Origin of the sequence: Streptomyces sp. Edi2, from assembly GCF_040253635.1 — a bacterium.
Lineage (GTDB): Bacteria > Actinomycetota > Actinomycetes > Streptomycetales > Streptomycetaceae > Streptomyces.
This window is the reverse complement of sequence record NZ_JBEJGX010000003.1, coordinates 7,722,955-7,748,213: the sequence shown is the minus strand read 5'-3', so window position 1 is coordinate 7,748,213 and position 25,259 is coordinate 7,722,955. Positions and strand designations below refer to the sequence as shown.

The following is a 25,259-nucleotide window of genomic DNA, read 5'->3' as shown; positions in this document are numbered from 1 at the left end:
GGCGGCATACGCTTCGGCGGCGGCATCCGCGTCATCGGTGGCAGCCGTGTCGTGGGCGGCATCCGTGCCAGGAGATGATGCAGGGCGGAATACGACGGATACGACGGAGAGGACGGATACGACATGGCCGGGAGCGGTATGCGCCGCGGGCTGGACCGGACGCTGCTGGACCGCGCACTCGGGGCGGCGGGGCCGAGGCAGCCGGCCGCGCTGCCGACGTGGGCCCAGCTCCGTACCGCACTGCGCCATACACCGTCGTCGGTGTGGCACGACGATGTGACGGACTGGGCCGCGAGCCTGACGTACTACTCGGTGCTGGCGCTGCTGCCGTCGTTGATCGTCACGGTGTCGCTGATCGGTCTCGCCGATCCGGCGGCCACCGAGCAGCTCATCAACCAGATCACGTCGATCGCACCGGCCCAGTCGGGCCCGACCGTGCACCGTGCGCTGGTCGGCATGGCACATCAGCGCACCGCCGCCTGGGTGGTGCTGGGCGGCGCCCTGGTCAGCGCCCTGTGGTCGTCCTGCAGCTATCTGGCCGTCTTCCGCCGCGCGCTGCACGCCATGAACCGCACCAAGGACGACCGCCCGCCGTGGCGCAAGGCACCGCGGATTCTGATGACGGCGCTGCTGCTGATGGCCCTGCTGATCAGCAGCGCGGTGGCACTGCTGGTGAGCGGGCCGATCGCGACCGCACTGGGCCGGGCCGTCGGGCTGGGCGAGGCGGGCGAGGCGACCTGGAACCTGCTGAAGTGGCCGCTGCTGCTGCTCCTGGCCACGGTGCTGGCGATGGTGCTGTTCCGTTCCGGCCCGCCCAGCTCCCGCGGCGTGCGCAGAGCGGCCCCCGGCGGCATCGTCGCCGTACTCCTCTGGCTGGTCTCCTCCGCCGGCTTCGCGGCCTACACCTCGTACGTCGGCACCTTCAACCGGCTCTACGGTTCGCTCGCGGGCCCGGTGGTGTTCCTGATCTGGCTGTGGTTCTCCCATCTGTCGCTGCTGTCCGGCGCTCAGTTCAATGTGGAACTGGCCCGCGCGGGGCGGGTGGTGGTACGGCCGCGCTCGGGGAGCTGAGGGCGGCGCGGGGCGGTCCCGGGGTGGCGGATCAGCGGGCTCCGTGCCCCTCCGCCCCGGATCGGCGCGCTCCATACCTCCGGGGGCGGGTCAGCGGGCTCCATGCCCCGGCGCGATCGCCTCGATCCGGTGAGCCAGCCCGAAGTCGAGATGAGTGATCCGTCCGCCGATGCTGTGGGTGTTCACCGAGACCGCGAGTCGGTTGTACCCCAGCGTCAGATCGGCGTGATGGCCCAACTCCTCCTGGATCTGCGCGATATGGATGACCATGGCGGCAGCCGGGAAGTGCCCGTGGAAGGCGTAGCCACGGCACAGCATCCCGCCCTCGACGGACCAGCCGGGCAGTTCCGCGAGGCGATCCTCGATCTCCTTGAAGCTGAGCGGTTCCAGCTGAGCAGTCATGGCGTTCGCCTCTCCCCGTGTGCCGGCCGCCGATGAGCCGGTTCCCGATACGCTTGGTTACGCATGTATATGCATACGTCTCGACCCCGACCGCGGCGGCCGCGACCTTTCCAGCCTGGCACGCCGACGACACTTTCGCGCACCCACGGCACGCGCCGCTCCCGTACACCCACCGGCACCGGCCCTCGGCTACCGTCCCTCCCATGACAACTGCTGCGGCGTCCTCGCCGGAGACGACCACAGGTGTGGGCTCCCTGCTGCGCGAATGGCGCGACCGGCGCCGGATCAGCCAACTGGAACTGGCCCTGCGTGCCGACTCCTCCGCCCGCCACATCAGCTTCATCGAGACCGGCCGCGCCCGCCCCAGCCAGGAAATGGTGCTGCGCCTCGCCGAACACCTCGACGTCCCCGTACGGGAGCGCAACACCCTGCTGATCGCGGCCGGCTACGCCCCGACCTTCCCGGAGACACCGCTGGACGACCCGTCGATGGCCGCTCTGCGCTCCGGCATGGAACGCCTCCTGACCGGCTACGAGCCCTTCCCCGCCCTGGTGGTCGACGGGACCTACCACGTACAGGCGGCAAACCGCGGCGTCACCCTGCTGCTGGACGGCATCGCCCCCGCCCTCCTCCAGCCCCCACTGAACTCCATGCGCCTCACCATGCACCCCGACGGCCTGGCCCCCCGCATCCGCAATTACCTGGAATGGCGCAGCCACCTCCTCGCCCAGATGGAACGCCAGTTGGCCCTGATGCGCTCCTCCCGCCTGCGCGCGCTCTACGACGAGGTGAGCGCCTACCCCCTCCCCCCGGGCGGCCGCGAGAAAGCAGCCTCCGGCGAACACGCCCCCTTCGCCCTCCCCATGATGCTCGAACACCACCACACCGTCCTGTCCTTCATCTCGACCATCGCCACCTTCAACACCCCGATGGATGTGACCGTCTCCGAGCTGGCAGTGGAGACCCTTCTCCCGGCTGATCCGGAAACGGCGGCGTATCTGCGGGACGCGGGCCTGTAGCGGTCGGCGGCCGCCCGGGCCGGACGGCCGCCGACCGTACGGGACGACCGCCGCCCGTACGCGACAGCCCGACCCGCACCGGACGGCCCGGGCAGTACGGACGGCCCGGCCGTCACGGAAGGCCCGGGCCACACGGAAGGCTGAGGCAGCTCGGGCGGCCGGGTCGGCTCCTACAGGTCGGGCAGCTCAGACGACCAGACGGCGGAGCCGGACAACGGAACCGGACAGCGCGACTGGACGGCGGCGGCCGGGACGGCGGGCGGCCGGGACGGCGGGCCGGACGACGACCTCCCCCGATGGCCTTCCCGACAGAGGCGCACACGCCGGGTCACACGACAGGTCACCCGCCGGGCTCACACAACCGGCTCAGACTGCCGCCGGCACCCGGTCCAGAAACCCGCACACGGACCGAATCCGCCCGTCCTCCCCCAACCGCACCACATCGAACCCGGCCACCGGCGCCGACCCATCCGCCACACTGACCAGCTCCCACCCGAACCGCGCAATGTCATGGTGCCCGTCCACGCCGCCCAACTGCCGGAACACGAACCCGGGGAACTGCACATGCGCCCCCGCAATAACCGCCACCAGCCCCTCGTGCCCCGCAACATCGGCCAACGGATCGGTATACGTGGCATCCTCACCAAAGGCCGCCGCGACAGCCTTACCCCGTTCCCCCTCCCCCGTCGCATTCCACGCCTCGAAGTACCGTGCAACCGCCGCCGCGTACCACTCCCCCGCGCCCGAGGACTCCTGCACAACCTTCTGCTCCTGCTTGCCCTGCTTCTCCTGCTGAGTCATGACGTACCCCTGCTCCTGATGACACCCGAACGGCACCGATACCGGCCACCGTTGCCGATACCGCTTCACGGGCCGGAGTGCGCCGGCCCGTGAACCGATGACTTCACCTTGCCGGGTGGCGGGATGGGGGTCGATTACCCAGGAGGTAATGGCAGACGCGGCAGGGGCAGGACTTCGGTACAGGTCAAAGAACCAACCTGCGCGTAGGAAGCCGATCGGGGAGCCACAGACCAACGGTCACTCATCCAGGCTGAGCGCCGCAGTACCGACGTCCCAGTCGGAGGAGAGCGCCCCCGCAGACATGACGGGCACGCCCCAGCTCGTTCAGGCGAAGGTGCTCCCCACGGCCGCAGGATGTTCCGGGCACCCGCTTACCCATGCCGGAGTCTCCAGCCGCATCTGATCGTGGGACTAGGACGACGGGTGCGCAGGGCACGACAGGTGCGATGTTCAGCAGTACGGCGCTTGGCCGGTAAGGGATGCCGCTACCCGCATCCATACGCCGAAGAGGCGGTAGAGGGTGGGGAGTTGGCCTTCCGACTGGACGGTGCGGCTGTCCACGGAGGTGACTCCGGGGATTCCCAGAAGCGTCGATGCCACCGAGGATGACTGCCAGCGGACTCTGAGGGTCGACGAGCCCGAAGTCGCGGCGCGCCGGGGCGCTTTCCGCGTCGCGGAGAGACTGGCCGTGACCGCTTCCTCGATCGCTTGGTGTGCCTCTGCAGCCGGCCGTAACTTCGCGGCGAAGCGGTCATGTGCACTCTTCACGGCAACGGTGGTGACGGAATCGTCCCACGCCAAGGTCTCCGTGCAGGCGCTGTCGTCTCCGGTGAGGGCCACCATGGGCACGCCGAGCGTCGCTGCGGTGGCGTGGGTCAGGCCGATCTCGCCCACCGGCAGGCCGTCCAGCCGTATGTCCTCGATCTCGTGTCCCATGAAGCTGTGGCTCAACACGCCGAGCGTGCCGGCTCGAGAGTGGTAGCCGACGCAGATCATGGCGTCGTGTTCGGGGGTGAGGCCTTCGAGCATGCCCATGTGCTTGGGCTTGCCGCGGATGAGGCGGGCCTCCGGGTGCAGCGTCTCGGGCACCAGATTGCGCATGGGGCCGTGTGCATCGTTGACGACGATATCGGTGGCACCTGCCGCCAGGGCACCGCGGACAGCGGCGTTGACGTCCTCCGCCATCATCAGACGTCCGCGCTCGTAATCCCGCCCGCCGGGCTGGACGTCGTCGGCGTCGACGAGCCCGGTGATGCCTTCCATGTCCGCGCTGATGTAGATCCGCACTTCGCATACTCCTCAAGCTTCAAGCCTCAATTTTGATCGCTTGGGAGACGTTGAGCGTTCCTCGCCCGGTTCCTGGACTCGGACACGAGCCTTGCCGGGCATTTGGGCGAACTCCTGTATCTGCGGGCCCGGTTGGGCGAGCTCGAACGTCAGCCCAGCGCGCCATGCGCCGAATCAGCCCAGGTGGACGAATGCCCCCTCGTACCGGAGTGGAGAGGGGGCGGGGTGTCGCGTTCGCGGGGTCAGACCAGGGTGGCGGTGAGGGTGATGGTGGTGCCGGTGAGGGCCTGGCTCACGGGACAGTTGACCTTGGCGTCCTCGGCCGCGGACTTGAAGGCGGACTCGTCGATGCCGGGTACCTGACCCTCCACGGTGAGGTGGATTCCGGTGATGCCGGTGCCGGGCTGGAAGGTGACCGCGGCCTTCGTCGTGAGCAGCGTCGGTGGGTTGCCGGCCCCGGTGAGCGTGTTCGACAGGGCCATGGAGAAGCAGCTGGAGTGGGCGGCGGCGATCAGCTCCTCGGGGCTGGTCTTCCCATTGGGCTCCTCGGCGCGGGAAGCCCAGGTCACGGGGAAGTGACCGACTCCCGAGGAGTCGAGCGTGACCTCCCCCAGGCCCTTGAAGAGCTCGCCCTCCCACTCGGTGTGAGCGTTACGTGTAGTGGCCATGGTGAACCCTTTCCGTGTACGGATGACGTCTCGCGTACGGATGACGTCGGCTGTCCGATCGTCCGCCCTGGGGCGGTCCGCCCGGGTTTACGACGCGCCGCACCCGCCACCCGGCTCAGCGGTCCGACCGCACTCGAGAGGCGTCGCCCGACCAGCCGGCCACCTGACCAGCAGCCTGACCAACCGCCTGACCAGGCCGATTGTGGTCATCGCCGGTCCCCTGACCGGGAACGTTGCGGAGAACGTGGGGCGGCTTAGCCTTGGAGGTATTGCCACGCTTGCCCCGGCCCCATGCCGCTGGGCGGCATCCGGCGGCGACTGCGGCAACCGCGCGACCCGTGTCGAGCGGGTGGCCGGTGAGCAACGCCGACGAGAGGACAAGCCATGAGCCCCCTGACCCCAGACGAAAACGCGCCCCCCGCCGGAGAGGCTTCCACCGACGGCACACAGTCCGCAGCGGAGGCGGCGGACACCCAGGCCGCCCTGGTCGAGCTCGCCGCCAGTGTGGCTCTGCTGCCGCAGGCGCCGCCGGCCGAGGGTGAGGAGGAGCGCCCCGAGGGCGCTGTCTCCCTGCCGGTGATCGAACAGGACGGCAACCGATACGTCCCCGTCTTCACGACCGAGAATGCCCTGCTGACAGCCGGGGGCGACCTGGAGACCGCGCTCCGCATCCCCGTCGTCGACCTGGCCGCGAACTGGCCGGCGGACGACCTGTGGATGGCGGTCGACCCGTCCTCCGAGCAGGGCCTCGCCCTTCCCCCGGACCTGGTACGGGCGCTGCCCGTCTTCAGCCGGCACGCCGATGACGCGGTCGGCCGGCCCGGCGAGGCCGGCGCGGAGGGAATGGAGGGCGCGTAAGGAGGCACCAACGGATCCAACGGAGAGCCCGGTCCGCCGCCTCCCCGGGCCGAATGAGAGCACTGTCCGCCGCGCAACCCGCGGAACAGCACCGGGCACCCTTTTGCCCTGCTCCAACTGACCTTTCTCCAGCCGACCTGCTCCAACTCGCCTTCAGCATCGTCCACTTAAGGAATCTCCGCACCTCGTGCTGACACGATCGGTAAGTGGCAGGATCAGGTCATGACAGACGACTTACTGGCCCGTGCGCGGAGGCTCTGGGAGCAGGTGGCGGAGGCCCCTGTGTCGTTCCCGTCGGGCGGCGGGGTCGTGATCGTTGTCTCTGCCGCGTCACGGCTGTGTCCGCCTGGCTGGGCGGGGATCGCGAGGCTGGGCGATGCCGCGGTGATCACGGTGCCGGACGAGGCTCAGGCGCTGCTGTTCCGTCGTGCGGTGGCGGACACGCAGGTGGAGTCGGTTGAGGCCCTGATGCGCCCCGGCACGCTCCGGGCGCTGCTGCCCGTGGTCGACGTACTCGGCCCCGCCACGCTCGCCTACCTCGCGAAAGACGGCTTCCGCCCTGAGGTCGGTGGGGCGGCGGCCGGGTGTTTGCCGCCGGGCCATGGTGACCTGCGGGCGTTGGCAGGGTTGGCGGGGGCGGAAGATGCGGCCGAGAGCGGCATCGACGAGATCGACTCTCCGGTGTTCGTGGTGCGTGACGGTCCTGAGGTCGTGGCTGCCGCGGGATATCGGAGGTGGCCGGTGTCGACGGCGCATCTGTGTGTGCTGACTGCTCCGCAGCAAAGAGGGCGCGGTCTGGCGCGGCGGGTGGCCTCCGAGGCGGTGGCCCACGCGCTTGACGCCGGTCTGCTGCCGCAGTGGCGTGCGCGGCCCGAGGCCTCCCGACGGGTGGCGGCCGCGCTCGGATTCCGGGAGCTCTGTGGTCAGTTGAGCGTTCGGCTGGGGCTCGCTCAGTCATTGGGTTAAGCAGCACAAACCGAACTTCGTGAGGGCTGGAGTTCCCGCCTGCCGGCTTTGCCGCGGAGGGGGCGGGAGCGGTGGATGTTCGCGGGCGGACCCGTGTTTCGCCATACGCCATCGCGGTGGAGGACGACCGGTTGCTCGTGGCCCGGTTGTCTGACGCGTCACCGGTCTTCAGGCCAGGGCTGTGGCACCTGCCGGGTGGCGGAATCGATCCTGGCGAGCAGCCCGTGGAGGCTCTGGGCCGTGAGCTCCGGGAGGAGACAGGGCTCGAACTCACTACTGCTCAACTGCTCGACGCGCGGACCTACGCAGCTCAGCGACACGGAGTCAGCTGGCGCCTCACCGCACTGTTCTACGCCGTCGGCCTCAGGTCCGCGTCACCCGCGGTGACCGAGATCGGTGGTTCCACCGACGCGGCGATCTGGACCCCTGTGGCGGACCTACGGGACTCCGCGCTGTCGCCGCCGGCCACCGATGCTCTCCGCCTGTTTGTGTCCGGGGTTCGGCGTGGGGGTGCCGGTCACGGCGATGGCTTGCCGCACGGCATCGGCCTTGGCTCCGAGCCGGAAGCAGCCGATTTCGCGTAGAGGTTTCGCGGCCTCCAAGCACCCGGCCTCCAAGCACCCCTCCGGTGGTGGTAACCCCCGCCCGGACATGGGGTGGGCCTGCTGTCGACCCGGGGGTGGGCCTGCCATCGATGCGGGGGTGGACCGGCCGTCGGCCCGGGGGCGGACCGGCGCTCCGGACGGGGGCCAACCGGCTGTCTGGGCGGGCGCCGCGCCAGAAGACTCGTCCGTATGACGACGAGTCTTGAGACCCCTTCCCCAACCACCGGTAAGGCAGCCCCCGCCGGTACGGCAACCCCCGTCGGCAGCGACTTTGCGCGGCTGTCGCGGCGCATCGTCGCGGCCGGGCTGCTACAGCGCCGGCCCGGGTACTACGCGGTGCGGCTGTCGGCCGTGAGCGCGGCGTTCGCAGGGGGCTGGGTGGTGTTCTTCGCGCTGGGCGACAGTTGGTGGCAACTGGCCGTGGCCGTGTTCCTGGCGTTCGTCTTCGGGCAGATGGCGCTGGTCACCCATGACGTGGCGCATATGCAGGTGTTCCGTCGGCGTCGGCCCAGTGGGATCGGCGGGCGGCTCTTCGGCAACCTGGGTGTGGGCATGTCGTACGGCTGGTGGATGGACAAGCACACCCGGCATCACGCCAACCCCAACCATGAGGAGCTGGACCCGGATGTCGCGCCGGACATCCTGGTGTGGTCGCAGGACCAGGCGCGGGCCGCCAAGGGGCTGCCCCGCCTCATCGGCCGTTATCAGGCGCAGTTGTTCTTCTCGTTGCTGACGCTGGAAGGGTTCAATCTGCGGGTGGCGAGCATCCGTGCGCTGCGGTCGCCCACCATGAAGCACTGGGGCAGCGAGGCGACGCTGCTGCTGACGCACATCGGCCTGTATCTCGCCGCCCTGTTCCTGGTGCTGTCACCCGGTAAGGCGCTGGCCTTCCTCCTCGTCCACCAGGCCGTCTTCGGTGTGTATCTGGGGTCCACCTTTGCGCCCAACCACAAGGGGATGCTGACGCTGACGGGTGACGCACGGCCGGACTTCCTGCGCCGTCAGGTGCTGACCTCGCGCAATATCCGGGGCGGAGTGCTGACCGACTTCCTCCTCGGCGGGCTCAATTACCAGATCGAGCACCACCTGTTCCCCAGCATGCCGACGCCGCATCTACGCCGTGCACAGGAGATCGTGCGCGCCTACTGCGCCGAGATCGGTGTCCCGTACCACGAGACGGGGCTGATCAGGTCGTACGCGGAGGCGCTGCGGCACTTGCGGCGGGTGGGGGAACCACTTCGGACGCCGCGGGCGTAGGCACAGCCGTCGTGGCCGTGGGGGCAGTCGTGGCCGTGGGGGCAGTCGTGGCGGTGGGAGCAGTCGTGTCCGCCGCGTCCGCCGAGTCCGTCGCGTCCGCGGTCTCCGCCGTGCCCAGGGTCTCCGCGGTCTCCGCCTGCCGCGCCGTACGCCGGGCCGCCATGAAGGCGTAGACCAGGATGCCGGCGAACAGGAAGAGCACGCCCTGGTAGATCGCGGCGTAGCCGGCGCCGGCGACGAGCCAGAAGGTGAAGCCGAAGGCGGTCAGGGCGAGGGTCAGGTCGCGGGCGAAGCGGGCGGGGCGGACCTGGTCGCGGCGGCCGGTGAGCAGGAAGTAGACCTGGGCGCCGGCGGCGAGGAGGTAGGGGACGGTCGCCGAGAAGGTGGTGATCAGGACGAGGATCTCGAAGACGCCGCCGGACCCGATGAGGTAGTTGATCACCGTGAGGGCGCTGGCCAGCACGCCGGCGGCCAGGACGCCGAAGGTCGGGACACCGCGCCGCTTGGTCAGGAACGGCGCGGGGAACAGCCCGTCCTTGGCGGCGGCGTACGGGGACTGGGCGCTCATCAGGGTCCAGCCGTTGAGGGCGCCGATGATCGAGACGACGGCGGCGAGCGCGACGACCGTGCCGCCCCAGTGGCCGCCGAACATGGCGTTCACCGCGTCGGAGAACGGCGCCTGGGACTTCACCAGCTTGTCGTGGGTGACGGTGCCGAAGACGGCGACGGTGCCCAGGAGGTAGACGACGGCGGAGCCGATGGTGCCGAGGACGGTGGCCCGGCCGACGTTCCGCTCCGGGTCGCGGACCTCGCCCGCGCTCATCGCGGCGGACTCCACACCGACGTAGGAGTAGAGGAGGATCGCGGCGGCCGCGGACATCCCGCCGGCCACGCTGCCGCTGCCTTCGTGGAACGGGCCGAGGTTGGCTGGGTCGAAGAAGAACAGGCCGACGACGGCGATGAAGAGGAGCGGGATGAACTTGAGGACGGTGGAGATCGTCTGCACCAGGCCGACGTAGCGGGTGCCGGCGAAGTTGGCGACGGCCGGCAGCCAGAGCGCGCCGAGGGCGATCACGAGGTCGGCGCCGCGCGAGGGGTGGCCGGGGAGCAGGACGTGGACGTAGCCGACGATGGCGACCGCGAGCGCCGCGTTGCTGACCCAGGTCATGGTCCAGTACGACCATGCGGAGAGGAATCCGGCGAAGTCGCCGAACGCCTCGCGCGCGTAGACGTAGGGGCCTCCGGTGTCCGGGTGGCGCTCGGCGAGCCGCCCGAAGACCAGGGCGAGGGCGAGGGCACCGATGGTCAGCGCGCCGAAGGCGACCAGGCTGACGGTGCCGAACGGGGCGACCGAAGCCGGCAACAGAAAGATGCCGCCACCGATGATGTTTCCCATCACCAGACAGGTGGCGGTGAACAGGCTCATCCGAAACGGTGACTTGCCTTGAGTGTGCAGGTCAGAGCCGGTCTCGGGGGGCTGAGCGGCAGGGCTGCGGTGCATGTGGGGCGCATCTCTCGTCGTGCCAGGCTGTCCGGTGCGCCGGACCGGTGCACATGGTCACCGGATCGGCGGCACGCTTCAAAATCGCCGTGAATGCTCGCGTCACAGGGGCCTTCAGGTGAAAGATCTGCGGTCTCTCAGGCGGACGGCAGGATTCCCTGAATGGGCCCACTTATTGCATATCATGTGCAATAGATAGTCAATCGCAATAAGCAATTACCCTGGCCGCAGAGCCGCGGTGTGCGAAGGGAGAACGGCATGCGTGGGACACCCGTGGTGCTGGGCATCGAGTCGTCCTGTGACGAGACGGGCGCCGGCCTGGTGCGGAACGGCCGGCTCCTGGGGCACGCCGTGGCGTCGAGCATGAACGAGCACGCCCGGTTCGGGGGCGTGGTGCCGGAGATCGCGGCCCGCGCCCATGGCCACTCGTTCACCCCGGTGATGCACCGGGCGCTGGACGAGGCCGGGCTGCGGATGTCGGATGTCGGGGCGGTCGCGGTGACGACCGGGCCGGGGCTTTCCGGTGCGCTCCAGGTCGGGCTGGCCGGGGCGAAGAGCTTGGCGTACGCGCTGGACGTGCCGCTGTACGGGGTGCACCATCTGGCGGGCCATGTCGCAGCCGACACCCTGGAGCACGGTCCGCTGCCCGATCCCTGCGTGGTGCTGATCGTCTCCGGCGGCCACACCTCGCTGCTGCTCGTCCGCGACCTGGCCCGCGACCCGATCGTGCACCTCGGCGACACCTTGGACGACGCCGCCGGCGAGTGCTTCGACAAGGTCGCCCGGGTCTTCGGGCTCCCCTACCCCGGCGGGCCGGCCATCGACCGGACAGCGCGCGAGGGCGACGCGGGGGCCGTGCGTTTCCCGCGTCCGCTGACCGGGCCTCGTGATGATCCCTACGGTTTCTCGTTCTCGGGGCTGAAGACCGCCGCCGCACGATGGGCGGAGCGGCAGCGCGGCCGGGCCCTGCCGGTGGCGGACGGAGCGGCCGGGCTGCAGGAGGCGGTTGCCGACGTCCTGACCCGCAAGGCGGTGGCCGCCTGCACCACCCACGGCGTCGGCACCCTCGTCGTGGTGGGCGGGGTGGCCGCCAACTCCCGGGTCCGGAGCCTGGCGGAGGAGCGCTGCGCCGCCGCCGGGATCACCCTGCGGGTGCCGCCGCTGCGGCTGTGCACCGACAACGGCGCGATGATCGCCGCCATCGGGGATCTGCTGGTCCGGGCGGGCGCCGAACCGGCGCCGCTGGATGTCTCGATCGATCCGTCGGCGCCCCTGGAGTACGCCGCACTGCATCCGGTCGGCCGTGCTGCCGCCGTGAACGTTCCCGCCTGACCACCGCAGACCGAGGTCCAGGTCGTATCCGGCGGGATCTGGCGGGCTGCGGGCCGCGGTGGGGGCGGGAGCCGGCGGCGGGGCGGGAGCCGGCGGGCGGCTGCGGGACCCGGCGGCGGGCGGGCGGGGCCCGGCGGTGATCAGCCGTCGGCGGACGTCGTCAGTCCGGCCAGCGCCCGCGACAGGGCGGTCAACGCCTGGGTGACGTGCGGGAGTTCCAGCGGGTCCGGCGCGGCCAGGACGCGTTGCCGCAGCTCCCGGTCGGCGCCGAGCAGCGCCTCGACGCCGAGCCGTACCCGCAGGGCACCCGGCGGGTCGCCGAAGCGGTGTCCGCCACGCGCCCCCCAGGGCGCCAACTTCCGCTCCAGCGCGCGGGATTCCACGGTTCCGCGGGCTGCCATCGGCCGGCGCAGCGGTTCGAGGTCGGCGTAGAGATAGCTGCCGGAGTGCGGCGGGCGGCAGAGGGCGCCGGCCTCCGTGATGGTGTGGTGGAGCGCCGCGGCGAGGATGCCGTACACCCGGGCGGCGGTGGCCGTACGGGCGCGCACCTCGTCGGGTTCGCCGAGCGCATGGGTGACAGCGCAGCCGACCGGCCCCGGAATCGGCACCGGGACCGCGGTGAGCGCGTCCAGGGTGGCCGCCCGCAGGACGGCTCCGCGGTCGGTACCGGGGAAGCGGGCCAGCGCGGCCGGCCAGGAGGAGGGGACCAGCGTGGCCCGCAGGTCGGTGAGCACCACGGCCTCGCCCGGCAGCATCTCGGCGGGGCTGAGCAGCACGGTGTCATGCGGGTCGTGCAGCAGATCGCGGCGCGTCTCGTCGCTGATGATCCACAGCCCTTCCTGCGCCGCCGCTTCACAGACCTCGTGCAGTTGCTCGGGCGCAGGGCCGGTGCCGGTCGTTTCGTCGGCGACGGACAGCACCAGGACGCGCGGGCTGTCGCCGTGCATCCGGGCTCGGCGAACGGTCTCCAGCAGCGCGAACGGGTCGGGCACACCGCCCGATTCCGCCGGTACCGGCGCGAGATGCACCGGCCGCCCGAGCAGCCGGGCAGGCGGCGCGTACCACTCGGAGCAGGGCCGCGGCAGCACCACCGCCCCGTCGGTCGCGGCGTACAGCGCGAGGAGCAGGGCCGGCGCCCCGGGGGCGGCGAGGACCCGGTCGGGGGTGGTGGCCAGGCCGCGGCGTTCCCAGTAGCCGCAGGCGGCGGTGCGCAGTGGCGCGCTGCCGCCTGCGGGCTCGGCCTCGGTGCGGTCCGCTGCCGCGGAGAGGTACGCGGCGAGCGCCGGCAGGACCGGCAGGCCCTCCGGCGGATCCGGTTCCGGCTCCCGCTCCGGATCCGGGGCGGTCCGCTGCATCCGTTACCTCCACTCCACGACGGCGGGTCGATCGTGGGCCCTCGCCCGAGGGAGACCTCGCCCGAGGGGGATGCCCCCTAGGGCCCCGACCACCTTGGCAGATGGCGGGGGTGGCGGCGGGGCGACACGTCAGCGCGGGGCGGGACCCGCACTCAATGCCCCGGGTCCGCCGCGGCGGACTCGTAGCGATGCACCCTCACCACCTCACCGCCGCCCCACACCTGCCGCTCGGTGGCGCGGCGGATCCAGCCCAGCCGCTCGTAGAGGCCGATGGCCGCGGTGTCGGTGGCCTTCACCTCCAGTACGGGGCGCAGTCCACGGGCGGCCGCCGCCGTCTCGACGGTGCGCAGCAGCCGTCCGCCGAGGCCCGCGCCGCGGGCGGCGGGTGCCACACACAACCGGCTGACCTCGACTCCGCACAGCGCCGCGTGGCCGACGACCGTGCCGTCCGTCTCGGCGACCCAGGCGGCGGTCAGCGAGTCGGGGGCCAGCCAGCGCGCCGGATCGTCCGGCCAGTGGTGCGGATAGCCGCTGTGGGTGTGCACCTCGGCCAGGAGCGCCACACAGGCGTCGAGGTCGGTGTCGCGCCGTTTCCTGATCATCCCGACAGCGAAGCATGGATGGTCGGGGCGGGGGGCGGACGGGGCACACGGACCGCCCCGCCACGGCGACGCACCACCCCGCCGCAAGGGGCCCCGCGCCACCCCGCGAACGCCGCGCACCGCCCCCCATCAGCCCCTTCCTGCCTGTTACGGCGAGTCTGGGGTACAAGAGGGCGCATGCGATCGCTACTTCCCCAACTCGACCGGCGGACCTTCCACCTCATCGCCTCCCGCGAATGGCCGGGCGCACAGCGGGTCCTGCCCAAGCTGACCCGCAGCGCCAACCACGGACTGCTGTGGTTCGGCATCGCGGCCGGCGCGGCCGCGATGGGCGGCCGGCCGATGCGCCGGGCGGCGCTGCGCGGGGTGGCTTCGCTGGCCGTGGCGTCGGCGACGGTGAACACGCTCGGCAAGCGCTCGGTGCAGCGCCAGCGACCGCTGCTGGAGGCGGTACCGGTCATACGGCAGCTGCACCGTCAGCCCATCACCTCCTCGTTCCCGTCCGGGCACGCGGCCTCGGCGGTGGCCTTCGCGACCGGTGTGGCCTTCGAGAACAAGTGGTGGGGCCTGGCGCTGGCGCCGGTCGCCGCCTCCGTGGCGTTCTCCCGCGTCTATACGGGCGTGCACTATCCGGGTGATGTGCTGGCGGGTGCCGCGCTGGGGGCCGGTGCGGCGTTCGCGGTCCGGGGTTTCGCGCCGACCCGCGCCCAGCTGGCGCCGCCCGCCCGGCCGCGCGCCGAGGCGCCCGCGCTGCCGGGCGGCCGGGGGCTGGTCGTGGTGGCGAACCAGGGCTCGGGACAGCGCACCGGCCCCGGCCCGGACCGCGCCGAGGAGGTGCACGGGGTGCTGCCGCAGGCCGAGGTGACGGTGTGCAGCGGGCCGGACGGGGAGCCTCTGGACAAGGCCCTGGAAGATGCCGCGGAGCGAGCCAAGGCACTGGGCGGTGCGCTGGGAGTGCTCGGCGGGGACGGCACGGTCAATGCCGCGGCGGAGGTCGCGCTCCGGCACGGGCTGCCGCTCGCGGTGCTGCCCGGCGGCACCCTGAACCACTTTGCGTACGACCTCGGGATCGAGACCTATGCGGCGGCGGCACGCGCCGTGGAGACCGGTGAGGCCGTCGCGGTGGACGTGGCGCGCTTCCGGGCCGGGCCGCATCCGGAGGCGCGGCACTTCCTCAACACCTTCTCGATCGGCGCGTATCCGGAGCTGGTGCGGATCCGGGAGCGGTGGGCCGGGAAGATCGGCGCCTGGCCCGCGGGGGTGCTCGCGGCGTGGGAGGTGCTGCGCACCGCCGAGCCGCTGACCCTCACGATCAATGGCGAGCGGCGGGCCGTGTGGCTGCTGTTCGCCGGCAACTGTCAGTACCGGGGGCTGGGGTTCGCTCCGGTGCGCCGGCACGACCTGGCGGACGGGGTGCTCGATGTGCGGGTGGTGCACGGTGGCCGGCTGGCCCGCACCCGGCTGCTCGCCGCGGCCCTGTTGGGCACCCCGCGCAGCTCTCCGGTGCTCGGTGAGGCGCGTTTGTCCCGACTGCGGATCAGCGGGCTCCCGGAGGGCACGACGCTGGCCTTCGACGGTGAAGTGGCCCCCGCTCCGGCAGAGTTGACGCTGGACAAGCAGAACGAAGCGCTGACGGTCTACCGCCTCCTGCCCGAATAATGAGACCACACTCTCATGATGCGAGATTGCGGCGTACGGTGTGATCACCACGCCGCAGAGCGGCCGCGCGGGGTACGTGCGGCCGCCGGGGCGGTGGCCGGGATGCCGCGCGCACCCCGGCCACCGCTCCCCCGCATGCGAAGGAGCCGGTCATGCCGCAGGAATCCGCTGTCTACACCCACGGCCACCACGAGTCCGTTCTGCGCTCCCACACCTGGCGCACCGTCGACAATTCGGCCGGATACCTCCGGGACTCGCTGCGGCCGCACATGCAGATCCTGGACGTCGGCTGCGGCCCCGGCACCATCACCGCCGACCTGGCGGCCCTGGTGCCGGACGGTCAGGTCACCGGCCTGGAGCACGCACCGGACGTACTGCGGCAGGCGCGCGCCACCGCCGCCGACCGGGGCCTGACGAACGTCCGCTTCGCGGTCGGCGATGTCCACGCACTGGACTACCCCGATGACACCTTCTGCGTGGTGCACGCCCATCAGGTGCTGCAGCACGTGGGCGACCCCGTCCAGGCGCTGCGCGAGATGCGCCGGGTCACCAAGCCCGGCGGGATCGTCGCCGTCCGGGATTCGGACTACTCGGCCATGACCTGGTACCCGGAGGTCGACGGGATGGCCGACTGGCTGCAGCTGTATCTGCGGGTGGCCCGCGCCAACGGAGGCGAACCGGACGCCGGACGCCGGCTGCACGCCTGGGCACGGCAGGCCGGTTTCACCCGCGACGCGATCACCGCCACCGCGGGCACCTGGTGCTACCACACCCCTCAGGAGCGCTCCTGGTGGAGCGAGCTGTGGGCGGAGCGTACGGTCAGCTCCTCCTACGCGCGGATCGCGGTGGACGGCGGGCACGCCACAACGGAACAACTGGACCGGATCGCCCAGGTCTGGCGGGCATGGGGCGCCGAGGAGGACGGCTGGTTCGGCATCCTGCACGGCGAGATCCTTTGCCGCGTCTGACGATTGGGACGAGCGGGACAGCCGGGACGACCGGAGTGACAGGTCCCCGGGCCCTGCCGGCGGGGTCCGGCGGGCCCGGGTGACCTGCACCGCCGCCCCGGGGCAGGGCTCCGGCACGCGAGCCGCGGGCCAGGAGCCGCGCCACAGACCCGGGGGGCAGGCTCCGTCGCCCCGGGGTCAGGCTCCGTCGCCCTGGGCACCCACTCGTCACAAGACCCGACGGAGAGCGGTCGATGACGACCAAGTGATCGCGTACCTGCGGACCATCCAACTAGGGTTGCCCGTATGGACATTCTCGGGACCTCATTGCGGGTGTGCGTCGGCGATCTCGATGCGGCGGTCGGCGTCTACGAACGGCTGACCGGCGCCGAAGCGGTCCGCTTCCAGCGCGGCGGAGTGGCGGTCGCGGCCGTCGGATGCTTCTTCCTGATGAGCGGTCCCGAAGCGGAGTTGTCGGTGCTGCGGAAGATCACAGCGACCATCGCCGTCAAGGATGTGGACGACGCGGTGGCCGATCTGAGGGCCGTCGGCGCGGACATCGTCGCCGGTCCGCTGCCGACACCCATCGGCCGCAATCTGGTCGCCCGCCACCCGGACGGCTCAATCTTCGAGTACGTCGACCGGAAGCAGGAGGCGGAGGCCTAGGCACGGGTGGCGGCGTGCAGGTAAGAGCGCAAGGCCCCCGCCCCCTCTACCCCCCGACGGTCTCTGCCGCCGTCCCTACCCCGAGCGCAAGGAGCACCCCGCCCGTCGCGCGCTCCAGGTTGCGGTGGACGCGGGGCCGGCGTAGCCGCTCCAGGAGTCGGCCGGCGCAGACGACGACCAGCAGCAGCCAGCCCGCCGCGATGGCGGCATCGATCGCGCCCAGGAACAGCGTCGCCCCCAGGACCGAGTGCCCGTCGGGCAGGAACTGCGGCACCACGGCCACGAAGAAGATGCCGACCTTGGGGTTGAGCAGACAGCTCAACAGCCCCTGCCGGAAGGCCCGCACCGGTCCCAGGCGCGCGGCGGAGCAGTCCGGTGGCGCCGCCGAGGGCGCGTCCCCGGACCCGGCGACCGCGCCCGACCGCCGGTGGGCCCACAGCGCCTGCGCGCCCAGCAGCGCCAGATAGGCCGCGCCGGCCAGCCGTACGACGGTGAACGCCGCATCCCACCGCTGCAGTGCCGCCGCGAGCCCGACCGCCGCGGCGACCGCCCAGGCGAGCGAACCGAGCGCGGCGCCGACGGCCGTGGCCGCCCCCGTACGCCGTCCGCCCCGCACGCAGTTACGCAGCACCAACAGGGTGTCCGGGCCGGGAGTCATCGTCATCACCAGGGCGAACAGCGCAAAGCCCACTACCGCAGCCGTCACGGCGGTCTCCTGTCGTACGAGGATCCGGTCGGACGACCTTATCCGGCGCCCCGGCCCTCCCGACTCCGCGCTTCCAGCTCTACCTCTCCGGCCCCACCCTTGCGGCTCTGCCCTTGCGGCTCTGCCCTTGCGGCTCTGCCCTTCCACCCTGCCTTCCGGCTCTGCCGTTCCGGTCCTGGCCATCGGACAGGCCCGAGGGAGCCCAAGAGGACCGGGGCAGCCCTTAGATGTCGGCTGCCAGCTCTCCGACGGTGCGCTCCAGCCAGGCGCGGTCGGCCTTGCTGGTGGCGTGGGCGAGGTGGAGCATGCCGCGCCGGAAGCGGTCGGTCATGTCGCGGGCGCGCAGCGGGCGGCCGTCCTCGTAGAAGTAGCTGCCGGGCTCGTCCATGAAGGCGAGGCGACGGCGTAGTACGCGGGCCTGGTCTGCCGGGTCGGGCAGCCGGCCGAGGAAGGCCAGCAGGATGAAGAAGGAGTTGCGGTCGGTGATCTCGAGGTCGGCGGGCTCGCGTAGCCGGCGCAGGAATTCGGCCCGTCCGGATGCGGTGAGGGTGAGGACCTGGCGGGGTGTGGCACGTTCGCCGGGCTCGGTGTGGCGGGTGAGGTGCCCGGCGGCCTCCAGTCGCTTGATGGCGGGGTAGAGAGCTCCGTCGCTCACGGGACGCACATGGCCGCTGAGGCCGGAGATGCGGGCGCGCAGGTCGTAGGCGTGCAGGGGTTCCTCGTCGAGGAATCCGAGGATGCAGAGGGTGAGCACCGGGCCTCCGAGGTGCGTACTTCGCGGTCGTCGTGGCGGTCCACAGTAGCCGCGGCGGGGGCTATGCCTCTAGTAGAGATGCCTCTAAAAGTCATGACTCTAATAGAGGTACCTCTGTTAGAGTCAAAGTCATGACGACGGCAACCACGCAGTACTTCCGCACCCCGGACGGCATACGGCTCGCCTACCTCGACCTGGGTGGCACCGGCCGCCCCGTCCTCGCACTGCACGGCGCCTACGGACGCGGCCGGTCCCTGCTCGGGCTCGCCGACCACCTCGGCCCCGGATACCGGCTCATCGCGCTCGACCAGCGCGGCCACGGACTCTCCGACCACCCCGACGACTACGGGCGGGAGGGCTATATCGGCGATGCGGCGGCGCTCGTCGAACACCTCGGCCTCGGCCCCGTGGCGATCGTCGGACACTCACTCGGCGGCATCACCGCGTATCAACTGGCCGCGAAGCGACCGGGATTGGTCGCGGCCGTGGTCGTGGTGGACTTTCCGGCGGAGTACCGGGCGCCGCTCGGCGACGATCAACTGCTCGCGCTGCCGACGCGCTTCCCGAGCATGCGGGCGATGCTGGACGCACTCGCGTTTGCGGACGAGCCCCGGCACTTCACCGAGAGCGCGGTGGAGGAACCGGAGGGCTGGCGGTTCCTGTGGCGGGCGGAGGAAGTGCACGCCACCAAGGCCGCCGTCCGGGGCGACTGGTGGGACGACTTCACCGCCGCCAAGCAGCCGCTGATGGTCGTGCGGGGCGGGCGCAGTCCGGTCGTCCCGCGCCGGCACGCCGAGGAGATGGTGCGTCGCCGGCCCGGCACGGAGGTCGTGACGATCGACGGGCACCACGACTTCTACCTCACGCACCAGGCGGAGCTGGGTGTGACGGTAAGGGAATTCCTGGACCGCACGGCTCCGTCGTCGGTGTAACGCTCCTCGCGACGGCAAGATCGGCAAACTCCATGCACGCGAAGTGAGTTGCCGATAGCCTGGAAGGCTTTCCACTCCCGTGGAGGGCACCCCTGCACTGCCGTGCCCGCCGAACCAAGGAGGGCCTGGCGGTGGCCGGTTGCCGTAGATGGCGTGGTTGCCGTGGTTGCCGTGGTTGCGGTAGCTGCCCTGGTGGATCCACCGGGTCCGGCACAAGGGGCGCTGAATCCGCCCGGCCGGAGCCGAGATGCCCGGCCGGTGCCACAGACGAAGGAAGGAGCGTGTCGCCGTGAAGTGGCGAACCTAGCCGCCCGCCCGGAAGGTCCGGAGCCCGGGCGGCGGTTCCGGAAGGAACGAGATGTCCCGTACGGACAGGACGAAGCCGCTGTGGGTGCGCTACGCGGAGCACAACCCGCGGCCTGTCCACGATCACCGCTACGGTGCCTGTGATCTGCCGCCGGACCCGACGGGAACGGGAGAGGCGCCGGACACTCGCTGCCGGTGGGAGCACCCCGGCGCGCTGCTGTTCCGTCGCACCTGCTGTTCGGGGTGCAGTGTGCGCGGCTGCGTCAAGGAGCGCCAGCAGATGGCTCGGCAGAGCAACCGCAAGGAACGCTACGCAGGCCGCCGTGAGGCTCGCCGCTTTGTCGTCGGAGAGGTCAGCGACTGACCCGTCAGAGGTAAGCGACTCGCCTCGTCCTCGGTCACGGCCCCGACATGCCGTCATCACAGCGGTGCGGGCCGCCGCCTCTGTCCGGGGGCGGCGGTCCCACTCCCATCGCGCCCCACTCCCACTGCATCTATCGGCAGTTGCGCACCGGCCGAGGTCAGGACACCTCAAGGACGATCTTGCCGCGGGTCCGCCCGGCCATGCTCCGCCGGAACGCCTCGGCGGCCTCGGAGAGCGGGAAGATCACCTCGACCGGCACGGTCAGCTTTCCGGCGTCCGCGAGTGCGCCGAGGGCGGTCAGATCGGCGGTGTCCGGGCGCACCCACACCATGTGGCCGCCCTTGTTCCTGGCCTCACCGTCGGCGATCGACGCCACCCGGCTGCGGTCCTTGAGGAGTTCCTGCGAGACCTCCACGGCGCCACCGCCGACGAAGTCCACGGCCGCGTCGACGCCTTCGGGCGCCAGAGCCCGCACCCGGTCGGCGAGACCGTCACCGTAGGTGACCGGCTCGGCGCCCAGGGAGCGCAGGAAGTCGTGGTTGCGCTCGCTCGCCGTGCCGATGACGCGGGCGCCCCGTGCCACCGCGATCTGGACGGCGAGGGAGCCGACACCTCCTGCTGCGGCATGCACCAGGACCGTTTCGCCCGCCTTCGCGTCGACCCGCTTGAGCGACTGATAGGCCGTCAGGCCGGCGAGCGGAAGTCCGGCGGCCTGCTGCCAGCTGAGCGAGGCGGGCTTGCGCGCCAGCGTCCTGACCGGCGCGGCGACCAACTCGGCGTAGGTGCCCTGCTGCACCTCGTCCCTGCGCACATAGCCGATGACCTCGTCGCCGACCGCGTACTCCGTGGCGTCCGCGCCCACCGCCTCGACCACGCCCGCCACGTCCCACCCGGGAATGAGCGGGAAGTGCACGTCCATCATCGGGTCCAGATAGCCGGCGACGATCTTCCAGTCCACCGGGTTGACCCCGGCCGCCTTGACCCGGATCAGGAAGGAGTCCGGGCCCACCTTCGGATCGGGGCGGTCGGTGTGTTCGAGGACCTCGGGGCCGCCGTAGCTCTTTGCGATGATTGCTTTCATGACCGTCACAACGCGTGACGACCGGGGATCATTCCAGGGTCGCGGAAGGTCACCGAATCGGCGTACGCGGCGTGCGACGACCGGGGCGCCGCGGCGGTGACGGGCCGCGGTGACGGACGGCGGTGACGGACGGCGGTGCCCGACAAGCCGCCGGGGTGACGGCGGGCGGCCGAGCCACCAGGGTGACGGCGGGACGAGGGCCGGCGGCGCAGGTACCGCCCCGCGGACCGAGCGGCTACACCGGCCGCATCCGGTACTCGTACCGCTCCGGGAGCGGATGCCGGGAACGGGCCTCGGCGCGGACCTGTTCGGTGACCGGTCCGCCGCCCGCGACCAGCCGCTCGGCGATGGCGTACCAGGTGTCGGCCAGCGCCTCCTCGCCCTCCCGCAGCGCGGCGATCTCGAAGCCGGCGTCGAAGATCTCCCGGGCGGCGGACGGCTGCCCCTGGGCGAGCAGCACCTGTGCGGTCAGCAACCGGAAGCGGCCGTCGGCCGGACCGGGCTGCGGCAGGGCCGCCAGCAGCCGCGCCGCCTCGTCGGTACGGCCGGCCGCGAGCAGCACGGGCACCGCCTCCCGGACGAGGGCGGAGCACACCGCCCGCCACTCCCGCGCATCCTGGCCCGGCTCCGCTGCCGCCCGCGCCGCTTCGTCGCAGGCCTGCAGGTAGCGGTCCGCGGCGCGGCCGGTCTCACCCGCCTCCGCTTCGGCGACGGCCAGGCAGTACAGCGGCAGAGCCCCCGCGCCACCGTGCCCGAGCGCACGCTCCCAGCTGCGGACCGCCTGGGCGCGGTCGCCGGCGTGCCACTGGGCGAGCCCCAGGTGATAGTCGGTGGCCGCGCCCGAGGGAGCGGACTCCAGCAGATCGCGCCAGGCCGGCCCGACCAGCGCCGGTCCTGGCACCGGGCGGCCGGCCGGCAGGTCCCCGGTTCTGAGCAGTGTCAGCCAGGGCTCCTGCTCCGCGCCCAGCGTGGCCGCGTCGAAGGGTGTACCGGGCAGTTCCAGACCCGCGCGGACGGTCTCCAGCGCGCCCCAGCCGGAGCCGGTGGCCAGCGGCTCCTTCGGTTCCTGGTCGGCGTACGGCAGCCAGGCGGCGTACGCGGCATCGACGTCCGCGCGCGGCAGGGCGGCTTCCAGCCGGGCCGCGACCTCTCGGCGGGCCGCGCCCCAGTCCGCGCCGTGCACGGTCGCGGCGTCGGCGGCCAGCGGCCCGTAGGCCTCCAGCCAGGTGAACTCCCCACCCGCGTCGAGCGGTACCTGCTCCAGCTGCGTACGGGCCAGACCGGCCTGGATCTCGGCGTAGCCGCCGGTGCCCGGCTCGGTGAGCCACTGCTGCCAGCGCCGCCCGGCCCGGCCGGCGCCCCACAGGAAGAGCTTGCGGCCGCGCAGGGTGTCGGTGGAGGTCTGCACCAGGCCGCGGCCGTCGGCGTCCAGGGAGGTGATCCAGCGGCGGGCGCCGTCGGGTACCTCGTAGAAGTAGTCGGCGGGGTGCTCGCTGCGCAGCGGGTAGGTCCGGTCGACGCCGTCGAGGCCGGGGACCGGGACGCGGCGCAGGTTCCGTTCGTAGCCGAAGTGCCAGGCCTCGTCGGCGGGGGCCAGGACACGGGTGCGCTCGTCCTCGGGAACGGCGATGTTGGACCACCAGTAGACGGGGACGGTGTGGGGGTGCGGGTTACGGATCCGGACTCCCACGTGGAGGAAGTCGGAGCCGTCGGGCAGCCACAGGTCCACCTGGAAGGGCAGGTCGCGCAGCCGTTCCCACTCCCACAGCCGCAGCATCTCCCCGCCGTCCGGCGCCGGGACACGGGCGGCGTGCAGCGGGGCACAGGCGAGGGTGGTGTGGCCGGTGGCGCCGATGTTCCATTCGATGCCGCCGGAGAACCAGGCGCCGTTGAGGGCGAAGGCCGCGGGCTGCCACACCGGGTTGCGGTACAGCAGTTCCCGGCCGGTGGGCTTGTGGTGCAGGGAGTACACCCGGCCGCCGAGGCCGGGCAGGACGGTGGCGCGCAGCCGGTCGTTCTCGATGACCAGCGCGTCGAGGCCGGTGGGGCGGCGGGTGCGGCCATAGCCGTCGCGCATCCGCGTCGGCAGGATCGAGCGCAGCGGCGCACCGTCGATCTGCCGTGCCATATCGGCGGGCAGGTGGGCGTCCCGGGTCTCGATGCGGTGCAGGTCCTGGCCGACGCACAGCGCGGGGAGGGGGTTGTCGGGGCCGAGGGGGGCTGCGGGGAGGGTCAGGGTGTTGCGTCGCACTCTCGTGGCCACGGCTGCCTCGCAATGCTGGACCGGGCCACCCCGGCTGCGGCGGCCTCCTGTTGACCAGGGAACCGCGTGATCGCCCCGCTGCACAGGGCTCCTCGCCGCCGGGTGGGGTCAGGGTTGCGCAAAGAGGTCTTCAAGGAGATCGGCGAGCAGCACCGCGCCGGTCCCCTCGGGGTCGCGGTCCGGGTCGTAGATGGTGACGTTGATGCCGACACAACGCGGCGAGGCGGCCAACGGGTCCAGCAGCGCGCGGAGTTCGGAGAGGAGCAGGCCTCCCGGGTCGGGGCTGTCGACGGCCGGCATGACGGACGGGTCGAGGACGTCCGCGTCGAGATGGATCCAGAAGCCGTCGAGGGGCGAGCGCGCGAAGTGGGCGAGGACGTCGCGGGCCACCGTCTCCGGGCCGCGACGGCGGATCTCGCCGACCGGGGCGTGGCCGATGCCGAGGGCGGTCAACTCCTCTTGGTCCTCGTCGGCGTCGCGCAGGCCCAGCGCGCGCAGATCCTCGTCGCGGACGTACGGCCGCAGCCCCTCGATATCGGTGAGGTCCGCCTGCCCGCGCCCGGTGATCTGCGCCAGGCCCTCCCCGGCCGCGGCACCGAGCGGACCGGAGACCGCCGTATTGCCCGGGTGCCGGAAGTCGCCGTGCCCGTCGAGGTAGGCCACGCCGTACCGCCCCAGCCGCCGCAGCGCGAGCACCACCCCGAGCAGAATGCTGCAGTCCCCGCCCAGCACCACCGGGAAGTCACCGCTGCGGACGTGCTCCTGGACGCGCGTGGCGAGCTTGCCCGTATAGGCGGCGAGGGCGGGGGCGTTGAAGTCTCCGTCTCCCTCCCGCCACTCCCCAAGGTCGTAGCGCGGCGGCACCACCACACCGCCCTCCAGCGCGCCCAAGCGCCGCAGCAGCCCCTGTTCGCGCAGCGCGCCCGCGAGCTTGTAGCAGCCGGGGACGGTGCCGGGCGCGGGCGGCCGCAGGCCCAGGTTGGAAGGGGCATCGATCAGTACGGTCCGGCGCATACGGGGATCGTCACACAGGCGCACGGAAAAAGGGGAGGCCTCGGAAGATCCGCCGACATAGCCTGTGGGCTCGGCTCACCGGCGAACGGCAGAACGGACCACGGCCCCATGGCGACCCAGCACACCTACCGAGTCATCGTCCGCGGCAAGTGGGATGATCTCACGCCGCAGTCGCGGGCCGAGCTGCTCGCCGAGGTGGACGACCACGGCCTGGCACAGCACCGGTTCACGCCCGAGGGCTCCCTGGTGTACGACAGGGCGCTGCACTCCTTCAGCTACCGCTTCGTCATCGTCTCGGACGCGGCGGACGGCGAGGAGATGGCGGCCGCGCTCGCCGAGGACAAGGCGGAACGTGCGCTGAAGGCCGCCGGCCTCGGCTGGCGGGAACTGCGGTCCACGGCCACCGACATGGACACCATGAAGATCAACCGCAAGTCCCGCTAGGCGTGCTGTCCCGGGACGTCCCGTCGCCCGGCTCGTTGAAGCGCAGCCGGTTCCCGAAGGGGTCGGTCAGGGTGAGCGAGGTTCCCGTCTCGTCCTGTTCCAGACCGGGGCGCAGGTACGGATAGTCCTTGCCGGCCAGTTCGGCGTGGAGCGCGCGCACCCCGCCGAGCTCCGTGTAGAGCGTGGAGCCGGGCGTCGCATCGCCGTGGTGCTCCGACAGGTGCAGCACGAGGTCGCCGCGCGAGACCTGGGTGTAGAGCGGCATACCGGGTTCGAAGCGGTGCTCCCAGTCGACCGTGCAGCCGAGGTAATCGACGTAGAACTCGTGGGCCTTGACCACGTCGAAGATCCGGAAAACCGGCACGCTGCGGTGGAAGACGATGTCCATGGCGGACAGGG

The 25,259-nt window shown here is 71.8% G+C and carries 26 protein-coding genes; 13 read left to right on the top strand and 13 right to left on the bottom strand.

Annotation, left to right across the window (positions count from 1 at the left end):
* Positions 1 to 123 precede the first annotated feature (123 nt).
* On the top strand, positions 124 to 1,071 hold the full coding sequence (locus ABR737_RS37295; RefSeq protein WP_350255590.1) for a YihY/virulence factor BrkB family protein: 948 nt from the start codon (positions 124 to 126) through the stop codon (positions 1,069 to 1,071).
* A gap of 90 nt (positions 1,072 to 1,161) precedes the next feature.
* On the opposite strand, the gene ABR737_RS37290 is transcribed toward ABR737_RS37295, so the two are convergent.
* Positions 1,162 to 1,473, bottom strand: a complete 312-nt coding sequence (locus ABR737_RS37290; protein WP_350255589.1) for a 4a-hydroxytetrahydrobiopterin dehydratase — start codon at positions 1,471 to 1,473, stop codon at positions 1,162 to 1,164.
* A 203-nt stretch (positions 1,474 to 1,676) separates the two neighbouring features.
* Here ABR737_RS37290 and ABR737_RS37285 point away from each other — a divergent pair, with 203 nt between their 5' ends.
* The gene (locus ABR737_RS37285) at positions 1,677 to 2,492 is read left to right on the top strand and encodes a helix-turn-helix transcriptional regulator (RefSeq protein ID WP_350255588.1); all 816 of its coding nucleotides are present in this window, start codon (positions 1,677 to 1,679) and stop codon (positions 2,490 to 2,492) included.
* A gap of 366 nt (positions 2,493 to 2,858) precedes the next feature.
* On the opposite strand, the gene ABR737_RS37280 is transcribed toward ABR737_RS37285, so the two are convergent.
* From ABR737_RS37280 to ABR737_RS37270, 3 genes are all read right to left on the bottom strand, one after another.
* Positions 2,859 to 3,293, bottom strand: a complete 435-nt coding sequence (locus ABR737_RS37280) for a nuclear transport factor 2 family protein (protein WP_350255587.1) — start codon at positions 3,291 to 3,293, stop codon at positions 2,859 to 2,861.
* A 450-nt stretch (positions 3,294 to 3,743) separates the two neighbouring features.
* Complete coding sequence (locus ABR737_RS37275) at positions 3,744 to 4,580, bottom strand: M55 family metallopeptidase (RefSeq protein ID WP_350255586.1); 837 nt, start codon at positions 4,578 to 4,580, stop codon at positions 3,744 to 3,746.
* 242 nt (positions 4,581 to 4,822) lie between these two features.
* Positions 4,823 to 5,248 (bottom strand): OsmC family peroxiredoxin, encoded by a 426-nt coding sequence (locus ABR737_RS37270; RefSeq protein ID WP_350255585.1) that lies wholly within the window; start codon positions 5,246 to 5,248, stop codon positions 4,823 to 4,825.
* Between the two features lie 384 nt (positions 5,249 to 5,632).
* Here ABR737_RS37270 and ABR737_RS37265 point away from each other — a divergent pair, with 384 nt between their 5' ends.
* From ABR737_RS37265 to ABR737_RS37250, 4 genes are all read left to right on the top strand, one after another.
* Entirely contained in the window at positions 5,633 to 6,106 is a 474-nt protein-coding gene (locus ABR737_RS37265; RefSeq protein WP_350255584.1) for an SseB family protein, read from the top strand.
* A gap of 282 nt (positions 6,107 to 6,388) precedes the next feature.
* Positions 6,389 to 7,072 (top strand): GNAT family N-acetyltransferase, encoded by a 684-nt coding sequence (locus ABR737_RS37260; protein ID WP_350255583.1) that lies wholly within the window; start codon positions 6,389 to 6,391, stop codon positions 7,070 to 7,072.
* Positions 7,073 to 7,188: 116 nt separating this feature from the next.
* Entirely contained in the window at positions 7,189 to 7,656 is a 468-nt protein-coding gene (locus ABR737_RS37255; RefSeq protein WP_350255582.1) for an NUDIX hydrolase, read from the top strand.
* A gap of 210 nt (positions 7,657 to 7,866) precedes the next feature.
* Entirely contained in the window at positions 7,867 to 8,934 is a 1,068-nt protein-coding gene (locus ABR737_RS37250; protein WP_350255581.1) for a fatty acid desaturase family protein, read from the top strand.
* Here ABR737_RS37250 and ABR737_RS37245 read toward each other — a convergent pair.
* Positions 8,864 to 10,360 (bottom strand): amino acid permease, encoded by a 1,497-nt coding sequence (locus ABR737_RS37245; protein WP_350255580.1) that lies wholly within the window; start codon positions 10,358 to 10,360, stop codon positions 8,864 to 8,866. The two genes, ABR737_RS37250 and ABR737_RS37245, sit on opposite strands and share 71 nt — an antisense overlap.
* A gap of 333 nt (positions 10,361 to 10,693) precedes the next feature.
* Between ABR737_RS37245 and tsaD the strand changes: the two genes are divergently transcribed.
* Positions 10,694 to 11,767, top strand: coding sequence for a tRNA (adenosine(37)-N6)-threonylcarbamoyltransferase complex transferase subunit TsaD (gene tsaD, locus ABR737_RS37240; RefSeq protein WP_350255579.1), 1,074 nt, complete (start codon positions 10,694 to 10,696; stop codon positions 11,765 to 11,767).
* 140 nt (positions 11,768 to 11,907) lie between these two features.
* Here tsaD and ABR737_RS37235 read toward each other — a convergent pair whose 3' ends face one another.
* Together ABR737_RS37235 and ABR737_RS37230 are read right to left on the bottom strand one after the other, a co-directional pair.
* Complete coding sequence (locus tag ABR737_RS37235; protein ID WP_350255578.1) at positions 11,908 to 13,122, bottom strand: aminotransferase class I/II-fold pyridoxal phosphate-dependent enzyme; 1,215 nt, start codon at positions 13,120 to 13,122, stop codon at positions 11,908 to 11,910.
* A gap of 152 nt (positions 13,123 to 13,274) precedes the next feature.
* Positions 13,275 to 13,724, bottom strand: coding sequence for a GNAT family N-acetyltransferase (locus tag ABR737_RS37230; RefSeq protein ID WP_350255577.1), 450 nt, complete (start codon positions 13,722 to 13,724; stop codon positions 13,275 to 13,277).
* Between the two features lie 177 nt (positions 13,725 to 13,901).
* Between ABR737_RS37230 and ABR737_RS37225 the strand changes: the two genes are divergently transcribed.
* The 3 genes from ABR737_RS37225 (at position 13,902) to ABR737_RS37215 (ending at position 16,996) form a co-directional block, all read left to right on the top strand.
* A complete protein-coding gene (locus tag ABR737_RS37225; protein ID WP_350255576.1) occupies positions 13,902 to 15,383 on the top strand; it encodes a bifunctional phosphatase PAP2/diacylglycerol kinase family protein in 1,482 nt (493 codons plus the stop codon).
* A 152-nt stretch (positions 15,384 to 15,535) separates the two neighbouring features.
* Entirely contained in the window at positions 15,536 to 16,351 is an 816-nt protein-coding gene (locus ABR737_RS37220) for a class I SAM-dependent methyltransferase (RefSeq protein ID WP_350255575.1), read from the top strand.
* A gap of 285 nt (positions 16,352 to 16,636) precedes the next feature.
* The gene (locus ABR737_RS37215) at positions 16,637 to 16,996 is read left to right on the top strand and encodes a VOC family protein (protein WP_350255574.1); all 360 of its coding nucleotides are present in this window, start codon (positions 16,637 to 16,639) and stop codon (positions 16,994 to 16,996) included.
* 46 nt (positions 16,997 to 17,042) lie between these two features.
* On the opposite strand, the gene ABR737_RS37210 is transcribed toward ABR737_RS37215, so the two are convergent.
* Positions 17,043 to 17,702 (bottom strand): LysE family translocator, encoded by a 660-nt coding sequence (locus ABR737_RS37210; RefSeq protein ID WP_350255573.1) that lies wholly within the window; start codon positions 17,700 to 17,702, stop codon positions 17,043 to 17,045.
* Positions 17,703 to 17,925: 223 nt separating this feature from the next.
* Complete coding sequence (locus tag ABR737_RS37205) at positions 17,926 to 18,456, bottom strand: PadR family transcriptional regulator (RefSeq protein ID WP_350255572.1); 531 nt, start codon at positions 18,454 to 18,456, stop codon at positions 17,926 to 17,928.
* Positions 18,457 to 18,587: 131 nt separating this feature from the next.
* Between ABR737_RS37205 and ABR737_RS37200 the strand changes: the two genes are divergently transcribed.
* Both ABR737_RS37200 and ABR737_RS37195 read left to right on the top strand, forming a co-directional pair.
* Positions 18,588 to 19,388, top strand: a complete 801-nt coding sequence (locus tag ABR737_RS37200; protein WP_350255571.1) for an alpha/beta fold hydrolase — start codon at positions 18,588 to 18,590, stop codon at positions 19,386 to 19,388.
* A gap of 358 nt (positions 19,389 to 19,746) precedes the next feature.
* The gene (locus tag ABR737_RS37195) at positions 19,747 to 20,058 is read left to right on the top strand and encodes a hypothetical protein (protein WP_350255570.1); all 312 of its coding nucleotides are present in this window, start codon (positions 19,747 to 19,749) and stop codon (positions 20,056 to 20,058) included.
* Between the two features lie 157 nt (positions 20,059 to 20,215).
* On the opposite strand, the gene ABR737_RS37190 is transcribed toward ABR737_RS37195, so the two are convergent.
* From ABR737_RS37190 to ABR737_RS37180, 3 genes are all read right to left on the bottom strand, one after another.
* A complete protein-coding gene (locus ABR737_RS37190) occupies positions 20,216 to 21,139 on the bottom strand; it encodes an NADP-dependent oxidoreductase (RefSeq protein WP_350255569.1) in 924 nt (307 codons plus the stop codon).
* 235 nt (positions 21,140 to 21,374) lie between these two features.
* Positions 21,375 to 23,402 carry a DUF5107 domain-containing protein gene (locus ABR737_RS37185; protein WP_350255568.1) on the bottom strand — a complete coding sequence of 676 codons (2,028 nt, stop codon included), beginning with the start codon at positions 23,400 to 23,402 and terminating at the stop codon, positions 21,375 to 21,377.
* A gap of 108 nt (positions 23,403 to 23,510) precedes the next feature.
* Positions 23,511 to 24,416, bottom strand: coding sequence for an arginase family protein (locus tag ABR737_RS37180; protein ID WP_350255567.1), 906 nt, complete (start codon positions 24,414 to 24,416; stop codon positions 23,511 to 23,513).
* Between the two features lie 108 nt (positions 24,417 to 24,524).
* On the opposite strand from ABR737_RS37180, the gene ABR737_RS37175 reads away from it, so the two are divergent.
* Positions 24,525 to 24,860: a DUF6204 family protein gene (locus tag ABR737_RS37175; RefSeq protein ID WP_350255566.1), complete on the top strand. Its 336-nt coding sequence runs from the start codon at positions 24,525 to 24,527 to the stop codon at positions 24,858 to 24,860.
* On the opposite strand, the gene ABR737_RS37170 is transcribed toward ABR737_RS37175, so the two are convergent.
* Entirely contained in the window at positions 24,841 to 25,248 is a 408-nt protein-coding gene (locus ABR737_RS37170) for a glyoxalase superfamily protein (RefSeq protein WP_350255565.1), read from the bottom strand. The genes ABR737_RS37175 and ABR737_RS37170 overlap by 20 nt on opposite strands.
* Positions 25,249 to 25,259 lie beyond the last annotated feature (11 nt).